The 15,177-nt window shown below is 45.9% G+C and carries 20 protein-coding genes; 16 read left to right on the top strand and 4 right to left on the bottom strand.

Features of this window, described 5'->3' with window-relative positions:
- The first annotated feature begins 8 nt into the window (after positions 1-8).
- Positions 9-722 carry a cytochrome c biogenesis protein CcdA gene (locus tag MHH56_RS19945; RefSeq protein ID WP_339203380.1) on the top strand — a complete coding sequence of 238 codons (714 nt, stop codon included), beginning with the start codon at positions 9-11 and terminating at the stop codon, positions 720-722.
- Positions 723-737: 15 nt separating this feature from the next.
- On the opposite strand, the gene splB is transcribed toward MHH56_RS19945, so the two are convergent.
- Positions 738-1,805 (bottom strand): spore photoproduct lyase, encoded by a 1,068-nt coding sequence (splB, locus tag MHH56_RS19940; protein WP_339203379.1) that lies wholly within the window; start codon positions 1,803-1,805, stop codon positions 738-740.
- 210 nt (positions 1,806-2,015) lie between these two features.
- Between splB and mntR the strand changes: the two genes are divergently transcribed.
- A complete protein-coding gene (gene mntR, locus MHH56_RS19935; protein ID WP_053376766.1) occupies positions 2,016-2,438 on the top strand; it encodes a transcriptional regulator MntR in 423 nt (140 codons plus the stop codon).
- Positions 2,439-2,505: 67 nt separating this feature from the next.
- On the opposite strand, the gene MHH56_RS19930 is transcribed toward mntR, so the two are convergent.
- Together MHH56_RS19930 and MHH56_RS19925 are read right to left on the bottom strand one after the other, a co-directional pair.
- The gene (locus MHH56_RS19930; protein ID WP_339203376.1) at positions 2,506-2,823 is read right to left on the bottom strand and encodes a hypothetical protein; all 318 of its coding nucleotides are present in this window, start codon (positions 2,821-2,823) and stop codon (positions 2,506-2,508) included.
- Positions 2,824-2,854: 31 nt separating this feature from the next.
- On the bottom strand, positions 2,855-3,817 hold the full coding sequence (locus MHH56_RS19925; protein WP_339203375.1) for a DUF1385 domain-containing protein: 963 nt from the start codon (positions 3,815-3,817) through the stop codon (positions 2,855-2,857).
- A 219-nt stretch (positions 3,818-4,036) separates the two neighbouring features.
- Between MHH56_RS19925 and MHH56_RS19920 the strand changes: the two genes are divergently transcribed.
- From MHH56_RS19920 to MHH56_RS19900, 5 genes are all read left to right on the top strand, one after another.
- Positions 4,037-4,543 carry a YqhR family membrane protein gene (locus MHH56_RS19920; protein ID WP_339203373.1) on the top strand — a complete coding sequence of 169 codons (507 nt, stop codon included), beginning with the start codon at positions 4,037-4,039 and terminating at the stop codon, positions 4,541-4,543.
- Between the two features lie 92 nt (positions 4,544-4,635).
- On the top strand, positions 4,636-5,076 hold the full coding sequence (gene aroQ / locus MHH56_RS19915; protein ID WP_339203371.1) for a type II 3-dehydroquinate dehydratase: 441 nt from the start codon (positions 4,636-4,638) through the stop codon (positions 5,074-5,076).
- Between the two features lie 25 nt (positions 5,077-5,101).
- Positions 5,102-6,175, top strand: coding sequence for a Xaa-Pro peptidase family protein (locus tag MHH56_RS19910; protein ID WP_339203370.1), 1,074 nt, complete (start codon positions 5,102-5,104; stop codon positions 6,173-6,175).
- Between the two features lie 28 nt (positions 6,176-6,203).
- On the top strand, positions 6,204-6,761 hold the full coding sequence (efp, locus tag MHH56_RS19905; RefSeq protein WP_076266942.1) for an elongation factor P: 558 nt from the start codon (positions 6,204-6,206) through the stop codon (positions 6,759-6,761).
- Positions 6,762-6,989: 228 nt separating this feature from the next.
- Complete coding sequence (locus tag MHH56_RS19900; RefSeq protein WP_339203369.1) at positions 6,990-8,243, top strand: aspartate kinase; 1,254 nt, start codon at positions 6,990-6,992, stop codon at positions 8,241-8,243.
- A gap of 73 nt (positions 8,244-8,316) precedes the next feature.
- Here the strand turns inward: MHH56_RS19900 and MHH56_RS19895 are convergent, their stop codons facing one another.
- Complete coding sequence (locus tag MHH56_RS19895; RefSeq protein ID WP_339203367.1) at positions 8,317-9,030, bottom strand: 2-phosphosulfolactate phosphatase; 714 nt, start codon at positions 9,028-9,030, stop codon at positions 8,317-8,319.
- Between the two features lie 136 nt (positions 9,031-9,166).
- Between MHH56_RS19895 and MHH56_RS19890 the strand changes: the two genes are divergently transcribed.
- From MHH56_RS19890 to MHH56_RS19850, 9 genes are all read left to right on the top strand, one after another.
- Positions 9,167-9,433, top strand: coding sequence for a YqhV family protein (locus MHH56_RS19890; RefSeq protein ID WP_076266945.1), 267 nt, complete (start codon positions 9,167-9,169; stop codon positions 9,431-9,433).
- A 103-nt stretch (positions 9,434-9,536) separates the two neighbouring features.
- A complete protein-coding gene (spoIIIAA, locus tag MHH56_RS19885; RefSeq protein WP_339203366.1) occupies positions 9,537-10,586 on the top strand; it encodes a stage III sporulation protein AA in 1,050 nt (349 codons plus the stop codon).
- Positions 10,583-11,101, top strand: a complete 519-nt coding sequence (gene spoIIIAB / locus MHH56_RS19880; protein WP_076266947.1) for a stage III sporulation protein SpoIIIAB — start codon at positions 10,583-10,585, stop codon at positions 11,099-11,101. Before spoIIIAA ends, spoIIIAB begins: the two co-directional genes overlap by 4 nt.
- A 15-nt stretch (positions 11,102-11,116) precedes the next feature.
- A complete protein-coding gene (gene spoIIIAC, locus MHH56_RS19875) occupies positions 11,117-11,320 on the top strand; it encodes a stage III sporulation protein AC (RefSeq protein ID WP_054024280.1) in 204 nt (67 codons plus the stop codon).
- A gap of 40 nt (positions 11,321-11,360) precedes the next feature.
- Positions 11,361-11,756: a stage III sporulation protein AD gene (gene spoIIIAD / locus MHH56_RS19870; RefSeq protein WP_054024281.1), complete on the top strand. Its 396-nt coding sequence runs from the start codon at positions 11,361-11,363 to the stop codon at positions 11,754-11,756.
- Between the two features lie 5 nt (positions 11,757-11,761).
- Positions 11,762-13,009, top strand: a complete 1,248-nt coding sequence (gene spoIIIAE, locus MHH56_RS19865; RefSeq protein ID WP_339203364.1) for a stage III sporulation protein AE — start codon at positions 11,762-11,764, stop codon at positions 13,007-13,009.
- Between the two features lie 17 nt (positions 13,010-13,026).
- Complete coding sequence (spoIIIAF, locus tag MHH56_RS19860) at positions 13,027-13,782, top strand: stage III sporulation protein AF (RefSeq protein ID WP_339203363.1); 756 nt, start codon at positions 13,027-13,029, stop codon at positions 13,780-13,782.
- Between the two features lie 32 nt (positions 13,783-13,814).
- Entirely contained in the window at positions 13,815-14,447 is a 633-nt protein-coding gene (gene spoIIIAG, locus MHH56_RS19855; protein ID WP_076266949.1) for a stage III sporulation protein AG, read from the top strand.
- A gap of 32 nt (positions 14,448-14,479) precedes the next feature.
- On the top strand, positions 14,480-15,112 hold the full coding sequence (locus MHH56_RS19850) for a SpoIIIAH-like family protein (RefSeq protein WP_339203361.1): 633 nt from the start codon (positions 14,480-14,482) through the stop codon (positions 15,110-15,112).
- Positions 15,113-15,177 lie beyond the last annotated feature (65 nt).

Here is a 15,177-nt window from a genome sequence, read left to right as displayed (position 1 = left end):
GAGAGGGTTTGTCCGACATTAACATTTGGCTGGCCTTAGGGGCTGGCTTTGCATCGTTCATATCACCTTGCTGCTTACCGCTTTATCCTTCGTATTTATCATACATAACGGGAATATCGGTAGCGGATTTGAAGGGCAATTCACATGCCAAACAAAAACGCATGCGAACGATGTCACACACGCTGTTTTTCATTTTGGGCTTCTGCACCGTGTATTATGCATTAGGCTACGGAACGAATGTATTTGCTGAATTTTTTAGCGAGTATCGAGATCTGATTAGGCAATTATCAGCGATATTGATTATTTTGATGGGACTATTCTTAATCGGATTATTTCAGCCGCAGCTCCTGATGAAGGAACGAAGAATGAATCTTATTCCGAAAAAAGCGAACTATGTCAGCTCCTTTATTTTTGGAATTGGCTTCTCCGCAGGCTGGACCCCATGTACAGGTCCCGCGCTTACTGCGATTTTAGGTCTTGCAGCATCGGAACCTGGCACATGGTTTCAGCTAACGACTGCTTACTCATTAGGCTTTGCGATTCCTTTTTTTGTACTTGCCTTTTTCCTTGGTACGGCAAGATGGATACTGAAATATTCAGCTAGCGTAATGAAGGTTGGCGGAGCTGTTATGATTTTGATGGGTGTATTATTGTTTACCGATCAAATGACCAAAATCACGATCTGGCTTAACATGATTACGCCGGAATGGTTGAAATTTTAAGCAGATACTGATCTCTTACGTAAAATATTCAATTTTTGCTTCAGGAAAATGTTCAAAGATGCGCTCCGATAAATACATGCGGAGCGCATTTGCTTGTTCATCGGGATAGACGTATTTTCCTTGTCCCCAGCGACCCCATTTATATTTGCGTTTTTCAATATCCATCTCAAGCTTCGTCCGTGGATACCGCTTTTCAATAACTGCTTTTGCCGTTTTTGTAAAACGATGCTGAATGAGTTCAAATGTAAGGTCTTTGGTCACATCCTGCGGGAGTTTGTCTGCAAGTGAGGCTATAAGCTCGCCATAGCCTTCCTCCCAGCCTTCATGCCAAATAATAGGGGCAATTATAAAGCCCATTGGATAACCTGCTCTAGCGACCTTTGCGGCGGCCTCAATGCGTTGATCAAAACTTGATGTAGCAGGCTCGAAATGCTTGATTACATATTTGGCATTTACGCTAAATCGGATACGGGTATGTCCATTGTGCTTTGCATCAAGAAGGGAATCCACATGGTGAAACTTGGTCACAAACCGAAGCCGTCCATGTTCTTGTTCCCCCATAAAATCAATAAGCTCGCGAAGGCTGCCTGTAATGGGCTCCAGTCCGACGGGATCGGATGTACATGCGGCTTCAAAGCGGGTAATTTCCGGTTTTCTCTCGTTGATGTACCCCTCAGCAGCCTCTAGAATATCGTCTATATTGACATATACACGAATATAAGGTTTTGCTCCTAAGGTTGTTTGCAAATAACAATAATGACAATGAGCCATACAACCGGTTGCTATCGGAATGGCGTATTCCGCTGAAGGCTTCGAAGTATCAAATTTCAAGGTTTTGCGTATGCCAACGACAAGCGTTCTTTTGGCGATTTTGTATTGTTCAAGCTCGGTATCGCCCGGTAAATTCGTAATCCGGTTATGTGAGGTTGTCATCCGGTAAGGAATGCCTTCTTTTTTAACCCATTCAAAAATACGCTGCCCTTTAGGATAATCGAGCGCAGATGGTTCAAAATAAACAAGCTCGGGAACAAAGGAGAGGGTGGAGCGATCTGGTTTAGGACGATCAATAATTGCAGTGCTCATAGCTCATTCCTCCTGTAGATTCATCACAATCAACATCATCTTATTGTGTGAAGGATGAGCGAAGCTGAAACTGGTAAGTTCAAGTGATATTTGCGCTTCTTTATCTATTTTGGAGATGGGCTTGGGTTGCAGTGAACACAATGAACAGTGTATGATACAATAAGTAACGCCTGTGAAAAAGGTGAAGAAGTATGGTTAGGGGGTTCTTCAGTGCCGACACCGAGCATGGAAGACTACTTGGAAAGAATTTATAAGTTGATTGATGAAAAAGGTTATGCGCGTGTCTCGGACATTGCAGAAGGACTAGAGGTGCATCCTTCATCGGTCACCAAGATGATTCAAAAGCTTGATAAAGATAATTATTTGATCTATGAGAAGTATCGCGGGCTGGTCCTGACCAATAAAGGGAAAAAAATGGGCAAAAGGCTTGTTGATCGGCATCAATTGTTAGAGTCATTCCTAACGACGATTGGCGTACAGGACGAGAATATTTATCAGGATGTTGAAGGAATCGAGCATCATCTTAGCTGGGACTCTATAACCTGTATTGAAACTTTAGTTGAATATTTCCGAAGAGATTCTCAGCGTATGGACGAGCTTCGCGCCGTGCGTGCGGAAATGGACAGCGAGTAATACATATCGATACGAACGAGAAAGCAAAAAGGCCCGAGGCAATTATGCCTCGGGCCTTTTGTTTGATTTAATGATATTTAGGTGTATCGTCATCTTCCTTGCCGCCTTCAATGACACGAAACGGCACGGTCTTGGAGCGGTTCTTGTTCGTTCTCGTTTTGCTTGCAGGAGCACGTCTTTGTGTGACATGTACTCCTCCTTGCCGCGTATTGTAACCTCTTAAGAAAGAAGGCGGATATTTATAAAGCAAGAAAATGCCGCCAAGCACCACAATGGGAATTAGAAAGGTTATTGGGCTTTGGATAACGCTGTAAACGAGACCGATCAACAGCAGCGCCAAAAACGATATGGACCAAACATTCCATTTGCTTGGTATTCTGCTCATTGTAATTCCGCCTTTCCTTTTTCAATAGAAATTATTTCATTTGTTTATCTAGTTCAAGCATGCGCTTGAAGGAAGCAATGGATACCGCAACTTGCTCATCACGCGGTTCTTTGGTCGTTAGAAGCTGCAGCCATAGTCCCGGATATCCGAGGTAGCGCAGCACTGGAATTTCACGCAAAGCATTTGTCCAGCGAAGCACCTCATAGGAGAGGCCAAGAACGAGTGGAAGCAGTAAGATACGGATGTAGACGCGTTCCCATATTGTGTCCCAAGTAAAGAACGGCAACGAGTAGACAACAACACCTACAATAACGGTGAACACGATAAAGCTTGAACCGCAGCGGTAGTGAAGGCGGCTGTACTTCTGTACATTTTGAACCGTAAGCTCTTCACCAGCTTCATAAGTACTAATTACTTTATGCTCAGCTCCATGATATTGGAACAACCGCTTAATTAACGGTGTCATGGAAATGAAATACAAATAAGAAAGCAGCAAAATAATTTTGATAAGTCCTTCTAATAAGTTATGACCGATCTTATTTTCAAATACCCCTGAGAAAAGAAGTTCCTCGAGCGCTGCGGGTGCAGCAGTGAAAATAAGTTTGCCGAAAATAAAGGAAAGCACGCCAGCGACAGCTACGCCAACAATCATGCTGAGACTCCAGCCTTGCTTTTTTTCTTCCTTTACTGCAGCAGGTTGTTGATTGCTGTCTGTTTCTTTACCCTCACCGGCTTCATCCTCAGCGTAGGCTTCCATAGAAAAGTTCAAATGCTGGGAGCCTTTGGCGCTTGATTCAAGAATACCGACAACGCCTCGAACGAGAGGGATTTTTTTCAATGCTTGAATCCAATTCTTCGTTGTGCGAGGTACTTCATAAAATACGATTTCATCATTTTTGCGTCGGACAGCTGTTACGTTAACGTGTTTGCCAGCAAACATAACGCCTTCAATAACCGCTTGTCCGCCATATATGCTTCGGGAGTCTTGCGGCAAGTGCGTGTCACCTTCCTTGATTGGAATATCGTCTTAGCTGTTGCGACGAATGTACCTTATCTTTGTATGTCTATTGTACTTGATCTATCAGTCAATTGCCAACGCCAGCATACATAAAGGAAGGGATAGGCAAGTTGACGGTAAAGTATGGTTATCCATCGCTATTATTTCACATACTAATTCGGACAACTATGGAAATCAGAGTGGAGGCTTAGCGTAATGGCTAACAGTAAACAACGAAACCAATATGATAAACAGGATCATGTAACAAACCCGTGGCTTTACGCAATCAAAATCGGTTTTTTTGCTGGCTTAATATGGGGCGTTGTACGCTGGATGTTCTTTGAGATGAATTTTACGAAGGTGCTTCCCGGATTTGTGGCAGATCCTTTTTTTAAAGCTTCTTTTCTAAAAACGGGATGGGGAGAAGTCGTAAGTGTTGGAGCGTTTATTATTTTTTCTATTGTGGCTGCCTTTCTATATAAAGTTATACTTGGGAAGCTGCGAGGACCTTGGCCGGGTATCGTGTACGGATTGGTTTGGTGGGCGATTTTGTTTATTGCGGCGGGACCACTGCTCGGCGTTATGCCAGGCATCACGAAAGCGGGCTGGAATACGCTTTACACAGAGTTGTGTGTCTTTCTTCTATGGGGTGTATTCATTGGTTATTCGATTGCTTTTGAGTTCACGGATGAAGCATCGAGGGAGCCTGCGAAAGCTCAGTAGCGAGTTCTACTTCTCAAGCGGCAGACATTTGTGGTAAAATGGCTAATGATCTTTGAACCTATGATGGATTCGGTTGCTTGGGAGGTGCATTCATGCACAAAATTGTTGTTTTAAACGGACCGAACTTAAATATGCTCGGCATTCGTGAGCCTGGCGTATACGGGACAGAAACACTTGCAGACATCGAATCGCTCTTGAAGGATAAAGCTGAGGCGCTTGGCGTCTCCGTTGAATTTTTCCAAACGAATCATGAGGGCAATATGATTGATCGAATACATAGTGCGTACGGCAAGGCAGACGGCATTGTCATCAATCCTGGTGCTTGGACCCATTACAGCTACGCGCTTCGCGATGCGCTTAGCACCGTTGATTTGCCGATTATCGAGGTGCATATGTCGAACATTCACAAGAGAGAAGCGTTCCGTCATACGTCCGTCGTTGCTGCGATTGCAGTCGGTCAAATTGCCGGCTTCGGGTCTGATAGCTATGAGCTTGGTCTAACTGCGCTCGTACGTCACTTGAACAAACAGTAATAAGTTAAGAGAGGGTGAAGCGGTTATGGCAAACGATAGAGTAAAACGACTTCGGCAGCTGATGGAAGAACATCGCTTTGAAGCGATACTAATTGGAAGCGAGTATAACCGTCGCTACATAAGCGGATTCACTGGTTCGTCAGGCATGGTGTTGATTACGCTAAGCGAAAGCTATTTGCTTACGGATTTCCGCTACCGCACACAAGCGCCGCAGCAGGCGGTCAATTTTCAAATTGTTGAGCATGGTTCGAATCCGCTTGCGGATGTGCTTGAGCTGCTAAGACAACATAAGTTGTCGAAGCTGGCTTTTGAACAAGACCATGTCGTATACAGTGAATTTACTGCTTGGTCGAAAACATTAGACGGTATCACGCTTGAGCCTGCCTCAGGATTAGTGGAAAAGCTTCGCTACATTAAGGACGAGGCAGAACTTCAAATTATGCAGGAAGCTGCCGATCTTGCGGACAGCACCTTCAATCACATTTTGAAGCTCATTCGCCCAGGAGTTCGTGAAACGGATATCGCACTTGAAATGGAAGTTTTTATGCGCAGCCATGGCGCGACTTCTTCTTCCTTCGATACGATCGTAGCCTCAGGCGAGCGCTCTGCGTTGCCGCATGGAGTAGCTAGCGATCGCATTATTGGGAATAATGAGTTTGTAAAGCTTGATTTCGGCGCTTATTACAACGGTTATTGCTCCGATTTGACACGCACAGTCGTGGTCGGCACTCCGACAGCTAAGCATCTCGAGATTTACAATATCGTGCTTGAAGCGCAGTTGCATGCACTTGAGCATATTAAGCCAGGCATGACCGGTCGTGAAGCGGATGCGCTAACTCGCGACATCATTACGAAATACGGTTATGGCGATCTATTTGGACATGGTACCGGACACGGTCTGGGCATGGAAATTCATGAGGCCCCTAGGTTGTCCAAATTCAGTGAAACGATTTTAACCCCCGGCATGACGGTTACGGTAGAACCCGGCATTTACGTACCAGGCTTCGGCGGCGTACGCATTGAGGATGACATCGTTATTACGGAAACCGGTATTAAAATATTAACCTCATCCCCGAAGGATTTAATCACTCTGGGTTAAGGACTATTCATTCAGGAGGGAATCAGCAATGATTTCAGTAAACGATTTTAAAACAGGCTTGACCGTGCAAGTAGACTCCGATATTTTTACAGTTCTAGACTTTCAGCACGTAAAACCTGGTAAAGGCGCTGCATTCGTACGCTCTAAGCTGAAAAACCTTCGCAACGGCAACGTTGTTGAGAAAACGTTCCGTGCAGGCGAGAGCATTGGCCGCGCGATCATCGAAAACCGTGAAGTGCAATATTTGTATAACTCTGGTTCGGAGTATACATTCATGGATAACGAGACGTTTGACCAATTTAACTTGGACAAGAAACAGCTTGAGTGGGAGCTTAACTTCCTGAAAGAAAACATGAACGTTAACATTTCGAGCTATCAAGGTGAAATCCTTGGTATTCAAATGCAAAACAGCGTAGAGCTGAAAGTTATTGAAACAGAGCCGGGCGTGAAGGGCAACACAGCGCAAGGCGCAACAAAAACAGCTAAGGTTGAAACTGGCCTTAACGTTCAAGTTCCATTGTTCATTAACGAAGGCGACGTTTTGCTGATCGATACTCGTGAAGGCAAATACATCTCGCGCGCTTAGTAAGCAGCTTGACAAGTGTAAACGGCTAAAGCCATCCTTGGAGGCTAAGCTTGCGTTTCGCGGAGAAATATAAGCCGTTTATAAGAGTGCTAGCTTATAAATTCTTATATTTAAAACCGTCCGAAGGATTTCGGACGGTTTTTTTGTAAGAGAATATACCCATAGGTAAGCGCAATGTGATATAATATTGACTTGTATGTATATGTCAGGTTTAGGAGTGAATCGGCTTTGTCGTTAATCGTGATGAAGTTTGGCGGCAGCTCCGTTGGAACGCCGGAGCGGATGCAGCGTGTAGCAAAACGTATTATTGAGAGGCAGCAAGAAGGCAACGATATCGTTGTTGTTGTTTCTGCCATGGGAGATACGACAGACGATTTAATCGATCAGTCGAAACAGCTAAATCCAAATCCGCCGGCGCGGGAAATGGATATGCTTTTAACAGTTGGAGAGCAAATTTCGATAGCCTTGTTATCGATGACCGTACATCAGCTTGGTGCAAAGGCCGTTTCCTTCACGGGCTGGCAAGCAGGCATTCGTACAGAAGCGGTGCATGGTAAAGCGAAGATGACTAATATCCATCCAGAGCGCGTGTTCAAAGCGCTTGAAGAGGGTAATGTAGCTATTATTGCAGGTTTTCAGGGGATGACGGAAGAGGGAGAAATAACAACACTCGGCCGCGGCGGTTCTGACACGACTGCAGTTGCAATGGCAGCTGCGATGAAAGCAGACGTTTGCGAGATTTATACCGATGTTGACGGTATTTACTCAACGGATCCTCGCGTAGTAAAAAATGCGCGCAAGCTAAATGAAATATCTTATGATGAGATGCTAGAGCTAGCTAATTTAGGCGCTGCTGTATTGCATCCGCGTGCGGTGGAATACGCTAAGCATAACAATGTAAAGCTAGTTGTGCGTTCAAGCTTTACTCAAAACGAAGGTACAAGTGTGAAGGAGGAAGCGGTCATGGAGCAAGGCGTGGTCGTTCGCGGCATCGCGTTTGACAAAAATGTAGCAAGAATCAGCATTATGGGAGTTGAGGATGTTCCTGGCGTGCTTGCAAATGTGTTTGGCGCATTAGCAAACAACGGCATCGATGTGGACATTATCGTACAAAGCGGTGTTCAGGATGGCAAAGCCGATTTCTCCTTCACGCTTTCAGGCGATGATAAAGATAAAGCGATCTCCGTTATCGAGGGAATTCGCGGCACTGTTCCTTTCCGTGAAACGACATCGGAATCCGATCTTGTTAAAATATCGATCGTAGGTGCTGGCATGGTCAGCAATCCAGGCGTAGCAGCGAAAATGTTCGCAACCATATCTTCACTAGGTGTAAGCATTAAGATGGTAAGCACATCTGAAATTAAATGTTCTTGCGTTATTAATGCAGAGCCGCTCAGCGAAGTTGTACGTGCACTCCATACTGCGTATGGTCTTGATACAGCAGAGCAGGCATTTGTAGGCGGCCCTCAGGATCGCCGTTAATCTAATAGAAATAATAAAAGCGTGCTTCCTTGTTAGGGAGCACGCTTTTTATTGTTTTTATTAACTTGGAATTTCAACCATTCCTCGTTAATTGATCACCGTTCAGTCTAGGTACTTCCTGATAGATATCGATAGCGGAGCATGCCTCTATGTCTTTTTTCATTCCTAGCTTTATCAGTTTTTTTCCGGTCATTCCGTTCATGATCGTTTCTTTCACTTGAGTGGAGCGATTTCGGTACAAAGCGAGCATCGCACAGCCAAAGTCATCCATCTCTATAGCGAAGTGGCTTAAGCCTTGAAGTCTATCAAGTACAAGGCCGGCACACAAGCCATCCTCAATAGCAAATTCATCGTGACTCCCGGCGCACAAAATAACGACATCTCTCCGCAGCTCGATCGCTGCTCGAGCGCAAGCCTCCGCATTTAGAAGCGATGCGGTCAACACATGATCCGCCCTCATTGATTTATGGATTGCCCTTGTTCCGTTCGTAGTCGTCAAAATAATTCGTTTGCCAGCGACGGCCTGCTCGGTGTATTCCTCTGGCGAATTGCCAACATCAAAACCCGCGATTTTCCGGCAAAAGCGTTCTCCTCCAAGCAAATCTCCCGGTCGCTGAAGTGCTCGCGCTTCCATTACCGTTTCAGCAGGAATGATGCATGAAGCTCCCGCAGCAATAGCGGTAACAATTGTGCTTGTAGCTCGCAAAACATCGATAATAATTGCCGTTTTATGATGAAATCTTGCCGAGCTCGCTTCGTTCACACTGGATATAACCTGCACTTGCATCGTTGTTATTCCGCCTTTCTCAAACTCAATTCTTTATGATATGCGCCTAACAACGTGCCTGTGCCCGGCATGAAAGACAGACAAGCCAGCATATGATTAAGGAATAGTCGGTTCATTGAAGGGAGGTTATCCATTCATGCTAAATAAAATTGTATTAACGATGGCTTCACTGCGGCTGACGTCTGGAACAATTGAGATCTGCGCAGCACTGCTTATGCTTCGTTTAAACCAAATTGACAAGGCACTAGTAGTAAACTCATCACTTGCTTTAGTAGGCCCGCTTATTCTGATAGCTACAACAACGGTAGGGCTCGTCGGGATGTCCGATAAGCTATCGCCAGGCAAGTTTCTTTGGGTAGGAGCGGGAGTTATTTGCTTGATGATCGGTATTTTAAAAAAATAATAGATTTCAACTCTAGCATTTATGAAATGGAGCAGACATATTTTCGCAATACAAGCATACAAATAGGAACTACGAAGGACAAACATCCGGGAGTGATAATCATATGCTGGCACGCGTATCACATTTATTGCCTTTGGAGCTGAAGACGCTGCTGGAGCGCCTTCCTGAACAAATGCAGGAGCAGCTGGAGGAAATTCGGATTCGAGAGGGACGACCGCTAGAAATAGGGTTCCGCGGACAGTCTCGATTTATGATGATTGACGGGACGCTGCGTCAGGCTGCCGACGGAGCATACAAGCCTTCGGCAGACACATGTCGCAAGCTGCTCGAACGCATTACCAACTATTCCTTGTATGCGATGGAGGAGGAACTGAGAAGGGGCTTTATAACGGTTTCAGGCGGACATCGCATTGGACTAGCGGGCAGGACGATACTCGACAGCGGCGTTGTACGAGGTATCCGCGATATTGGCGCATTCAATATTCGAGTTGCTAGAGAAGTGATCGGAGCGAGTGCGCTTCTCCTGCCCAAACTAATCGATCGGACGAGAAAAACGCTGCATTCCACTCTCATTCTAGCTCCACCGCAGCAAGGTAAAACAACACTCGTACGTGACATTGCGAGATCAGTCAGCTATGGGTTATGGCCAAGCCTAGAAGCAAGCGGATGGCAGGGCCGAAAGGTAGGAATTGTAGATGAGCGTTCAGAGATTGCAGCCTGTGTTCGCGGTATTCCAACGTTTGATGTTGGCCCTAGAACCGATGTTATGGATGCTTGTCCGAAGGCAGAAGGCATGATGATGCTGCTTCGCTCAATGTCGCCAGAGGTCATGATTATTGATGAGATTGGACGGCCTGAGGATGCGGAAGCCATCCGAGAAGCAAGCCACGCGGGAATTAGTGTAGTCGCAACCGCGCACGCCTACGATTTGCAGGATGCTAGAGGCAGACCGGTACTGCTGAAGCTGCTGGAAGAAGGAGCGTTCACCTACGTGGTGGAGCTGAAGCGCACAGATCAAGGTATCATGCACCGCGTCGTTCCTGCTGAGGCAGTCGCCGAACGATCTCCTGCACGCGAGCCAAAGACGCCTAATCGGCAGCTTGCAGATACTGTACCCTCCTTCTCTGGTCGATTCCGAGCTGGTGACCCGTGATAAAGCTGTTAGGTGCGGTTTTGGTCCTGTTTGCAGGCACGATGATAGGCTTCCAGCAAGCAGCGAAATTCGCCGAACGTCCAAGGCAGCTAAGACAGCTGGCACATGCACTGCAAAGGCTGGAGACAGAAATCGGTTATGGTCATACTCCATTGCCAGAAGCACTGGAGAGGACAGCTTCTGCTACTCCGGAGCCGTTAGCAACCATTTTTCGCAAGGCAGCAAACGGAGTTTGGGAAACCGAAAGCTTTACCTTCAGCGATAGCTGGGAGCAAGCGATAAAGTCACAATGGGATGCAACATCGATGCGAAAAAACGAACAAGCCGTACTTATACGTTTAGGAACGACGCTTGGCATAAGCGATAAGGAAGATCAAATGAAGCATATACATCTTGCGTTATTGCAGCTGAAGGCTGAGGAGGACGCTGCGAGAGACGATCAGGGGCGTTACGAGAAAATGTGGAAAAGTCTCGGAATTTTGATCGCCGTTCTGGTCGTCATTTTGATGGTGTAGTGGGGTGCCGCATTGATGAATATGGATGTGAGCGCCATTTTCCAAATTGCTGGAATCGGAATTGTTATCGCCATGATACATTCGGTGCTGAAGCAAATGGGAAAAGAAGATATGGCGCACTGGGTAACGCTAATCGGGTTTGTTGTCGTTTTGTTTATGGTTGTTCGAATGCTTAATGAATTATTCCAAGAAATTAAATCGATTTTCTTGTTCCAGTAGACGTCATCATTTTAGAAGTGATTGCAAGCAGGTGAGCCAAATGGAAATGATTCAAATCGTTGGTCTTGGTCTGATGGCTTCGGTACTCATTATTGTCGTTCGAGAGCAAAAACCGATGTTCTCCTTTTTGCTCGCCGCGTTTACGGGATTGTTTATATTCCTGTATTTGATTGGCAAAATCGAAATTGTCATTTCCGTGCTTGAGGATCTGGCTAATCGATCAGGTATCCCTTCCATTTACTTGAAGACGATCTTGAAAATAATCGGAATCGCATATATTGCTGAGTTTGGAGCACAGATCGTCAGAGATGCAGGGCAAGAAGGAATTGCCTCAAAAATCGAATTTGCCGGCAAAGTGTTTATTCTTGTTATGGCTGTCCCTATTATCAGCGTCATTGTCGAGACAGTAATCGGGCTGCTGCCGGATGGGGGTTGAAGCGAATGATGAAGCTGACTCCTGCACGTGAACGGGCCAAGCTGTTGCTGTTCATCTTTGTATCCATGATCATTTTATCAATCGCTCCGACAGTTACCTATGCCATTAGCGGTGAGAGCGCAGCGCCGGTTTTGGATAATCAAGCTAACGCGGATGAGCTTGCAAAGGAGCTGACAACCCAGCAGATTGGCGGATTGGAAACGGGTGCTGTTGAGTCTTACTGGAACAATCTCCGAAGCGAGTATGGCGGTTTTTTCCCAGAGCAGCATATTCCAAGTTTCATGGAGATGATTCTTCCAGGAGGTGATGGCCTAAAGCTAACGGAGATGCTGAGCGGCCTGCTGAAGTATTTGTGGCATGAGGTGCTTTATAATGGCAAGCTCCTTGTGACAATAGTGATGCTGACGGTATTCAGTATGGTGCTCGAAACGCTGCAAAATGCTTTTGAACGAAACGCGGTCAGCAAGGTAGCCTACTCTATTACGTACATGGTGCTTATCATTATCGCGGTAAACAGTTTCCATGTCGCAATGGGTTATGCAAAAGGAGCAATTGAAAGCATGATTCAATTTATGCTTGCGATGGTCCCGCTGCTGCTAACGCTGCTTGCTTCAATGGGCAACGTAGTCACCGTATCGGTTTTACATCCATTGATCATTTTCATGATTCATGCCGTAGGAACACTCATTTACACGCTAGTGTTTCCATTATTGTTCTTTTCGGCCGTGCTTCATATAGCAAGTGCTTTATCAGAAAAATTCAAGGTTACCCAACTAGCTAATCTGCTGCGAAACATTGGAGTAGGCGTTATGGGAGTACTGCTGACGGTTTTTCTAGGAGTCATCTCCGTACAAGGGGCGACAGGAGCGGTTACAGATGGCGTTACACTGCGAACGGCTAAGTTCGTAACAGGAAATTTCGTCCCTGTTGTAGGGAGAATGTTTTCCGATGCGGCGGATACAGTCATCTCTGCTTCCATGCTTGCGAAAAATGCAATTGGCTTAGCAGGTGTCATTATTCTGCTCTTCATCAGCGCATTTCCTGCAATCAAAATTTTGACGCTAGCGCTCATTTATAACATTGCTGCTGCTGTCATGCAGCCGCTGGGAGAATCACCGATCGTCACCTGCCTAGAGACGATCGGCAAGACGATGATTTACGTGTTTGCGGCTTTGGCTGCTGTCAGTCTTATGTTTTTTCTTGCGGTTACGATCATTTTGACTGCAGGCAATGCGGCGATGATGGTCAGGTAAGGAAGGGGACGAGAGCTGTGGTTGCTTGGTTAAGCGACTGGCTGAGAGATATTATTGCAGTCATTCTTTTGGCAGTGTTCGTCGAACTTCTGCTACCGAACAAAGCAATGCAGCGCTACGCTCGGCTAGTAGTCGGCTTGTTCATCCTTTTGACGATACTCTCACCCATATTGAAGCTTATACAAAGTGACATTGGTGCCAAGCTGGATGAAGGAATGGACAATTGGAGCAAATCTGCCATGAAGGTTGAATCGCAAATGAGCGGACTAAACCAAATTAAGCGAGATGCTCAGGCGATGAGCGATAAGCGCAGCCTGGAGGCTGCAAAATTAACGGAACGAACATTGGAAGCATCCATTCGAAATGAGCTGGTCGAGCGGACAAAAGCTCCTATAGCAGAGGTTGATGCCGTATTGAAATGGACTACCGTTTCCGGCAAAGCAACTCCCTATATTAGTGAAGTAACCGTGACACTCAAAGCAGCAGATAACAAAAAAAGCACATTTAAGGAAGAGGCTACCGTGGAAGCAGTACAGCCCGTTGTTGTAGATGTTGAAATAGCGCCTATTGAAGGTGGAAGCACAGTTCCAAGCGGTATAGATGATCAAGCTGCTCTGGAAGCATCTACGGAAACGGAAAAGACGGAAGGGAATTGGTCAAGAGCTGATCCAGCGACTGCAGCTGCAATAAGCAGTTTGATTTCGAAGGGGTGGGGGCTTTCTGAGGATCAAATCATCGTAAGGCAACCTGCGGATCAACAAAAGGCGAAGTGAGAGGTTCAAAGTTGGAGAGGGGGTAAGGCGCGGTGGCCAAATGGCTTGATGGCATAGAATCAGCGGTTGGCGGCGGTCCTGGCGGTCCAAAGCGAGTGCGGACACTGCGAATTTTACTAATCATAGGGGGGATTGGTGCAGCGCTAATGATTCTAAATTCATTTTTACCCTATAAAGGAGTTGAGCCCTCTGTGCAAGAACCTAATCCGCCGCCTCAGTCGGAGGCAGCTTGGGGCAATTCGGTCACCTCTGGAAGTTCAGTATTCGCCACTCTCGAAAATTCCCTAGAAGTAAGGCTGAAGGAAATATTAGAGAAAATTGTAGGCGTTGGAACGGTTGATGTGCTTGTAACTCTCGATTCTACAGAAGAAAGCATCTTAGAACGAAATACACAAGAATCGCAGCAAATTACGGATGAGAATGATCCGAATGGCGGCAAGCGGCATATTACATCAATCACAAAAGACGGACAGGTCGTACTGTACGAAGTGTCCGGAGACCAAAAGCCAATTATCACCAAAACGATTAACCCGCGCATACGCGGTATTCTCATAGTTGCCAAAGGTGCTGAAAACGTAACAGTCAGACGTCTCATTACCAATGCGGTGGAGAAGGGCATCAACGTACCGGTTAATCGAATTTCTGTTGTACCAAGCAAACAATAAAACCAAATTGAATGGATGGGGAGGGTGTTCTCATGAACACGAAAAGACAAACGGTATGGCTTGTATCAATGCTCAGTTTAATGGTGGTATTATCAGCGTATTATTTATTCACGCAAGATGTGGATACGCCTGATGTGTTGACGGATGGCTCGCAAACAGAGCAAGCGGCGCAAAATGCGACAGAAGCAGCAACAAGCGGCAATGGTATCGTTGTAAACGAGGTAGAGAAGCCAGTTGATGGAGCGGTTTTGAGCGAAGCTGATAAAGAAACTTTGAAACAGATTGATGCGCAAGGATTAGCAGCAGGCGGCGTATTTAGTGAATTGTTAGCCAAACGGGAAATGAAATACAACGAGGTAGATAATCGGGTGATGGCAGCAGTTAATGATACGCTTAAAAAGCCGGAGGAAGCATCAGCCGCTATAGCTGAGCTTGACATGCTGGAGGAGAAGCACACGAAGCTCACAGGCATTGAAGCAGAGCTGCTGAAACAATACGAAAATGTAGTTATCGACGAGCAAAGCGATAAATACAATGTAGTGGTTTCAAGCGATAAGCTTGAGAAAAAGCAAGCAGCAGACATTATTAAGCTGGTCATGAGCACGCTTGATGTCGATGCTGATCAAGTATCCGTACAATATGTATCGGTTAAGCAGCCTCAATAGCTCTACCATCAAGAAAAGGCCTTGTCCCTTCGGCATATTAGCTGGAAGGGGCAAGACCTTTTTTT

This window comes from Paenibacillus sp. FSL K6-3182, assembly GCF_037976325.1.
Classification (GTDB): domain Bacteria; phylum Bacillota; class Bacilli; order Paenibacillales; family Paenibacillaceae; genus Pristimantibacillus.
This window is presented reverse-complemented; position numbering and strand designations above follow the sequence as displayed.

Coding starts and splice junctions, on each gene's coding strand:
- splB (WP_339203379.1), bottom strand. CDS start 1,805: ATGAGCACTGCAATTATTGATCGTCCTAAACCAGATCGCTCCACCCTC.
- MHH56_RS19930 (WP_339203376.1), bottom strand. CDS start 2,823: ATGAGCAGAATACCAAGCAAATGGAATGTTTGGTCCATATCGTTTTTG.
- MHH56_RS19920 (WP_339203373.1), top strand. CDS start 4,037: ATGGCTAACAGTAAACAACGAAACCAATATGATAAACAGGATCATGTA.
- aroQ (WP_339203371.1), top strand. CDS start 4,636: ATGCACAAAATTGTTGTTTTAAACGGACCGAACTTAAATATGCTCGGC.
- MHH56_RS19910 (WP_339203370.1), top strand. CDS start 5,102: ATGGCAAACGATAGAGTAAAACGACTTCGGCAGCTGATGGAAGAACAT.
- efp (WP_076266942.1), top strand. CDS start 6,204: ATGATTTCAGTAAACGATTTTAAAACAGGCTTGACCGTGCAAGTAGAC.
- MHH56_RS19895 (WP_339203367.1), bottom strand. CDS start 9,030: ATGCAAGTGCAGGTTATATCCAGTGTGAACGAAGCGAGCTCGGCAAGA.
- MHH56_RS19890 (WP_076266945.1), top strand. CDS start 9,167: ATGCTAAATAAAATTGTATTAACGATGGCTTCACTGCGGCTGACGTCT.
- spoIIIAA (WP_339203366.1), top strand. CDS start 9,537: ATGCTGGCACGCGTATCACATTTATTGCCTTTGGAGCTGAAGACGCTG.
- spoIIIAC (WP_054024280.1), top strand. CDS start 11,117: ATGAATATGGATGTGAGCGCCATTTTCCAAATTGCTGGAATCGGAATT.
- spoIIIAD (WP_054024281.1), top strand. CDS start 11,361: ATGGAAATGATTCAAATCGTTGGTCTTGGTCTGATGGCTTCGGTACTC.
- spoIIIAE (WP_339203364.1), top strand. CDS start 11,762: ATGATGAAGCTGACTCCTGCACGTGAACGGGCCAAGCTGTTGCTGTTC.
- MHH56_RS19850 (WP_339203361.1), top strand. CDS start 14,480: ATGAACACGAAAAGACAAACGGTATGGCTTGTATCAATGCTCAGTTTA.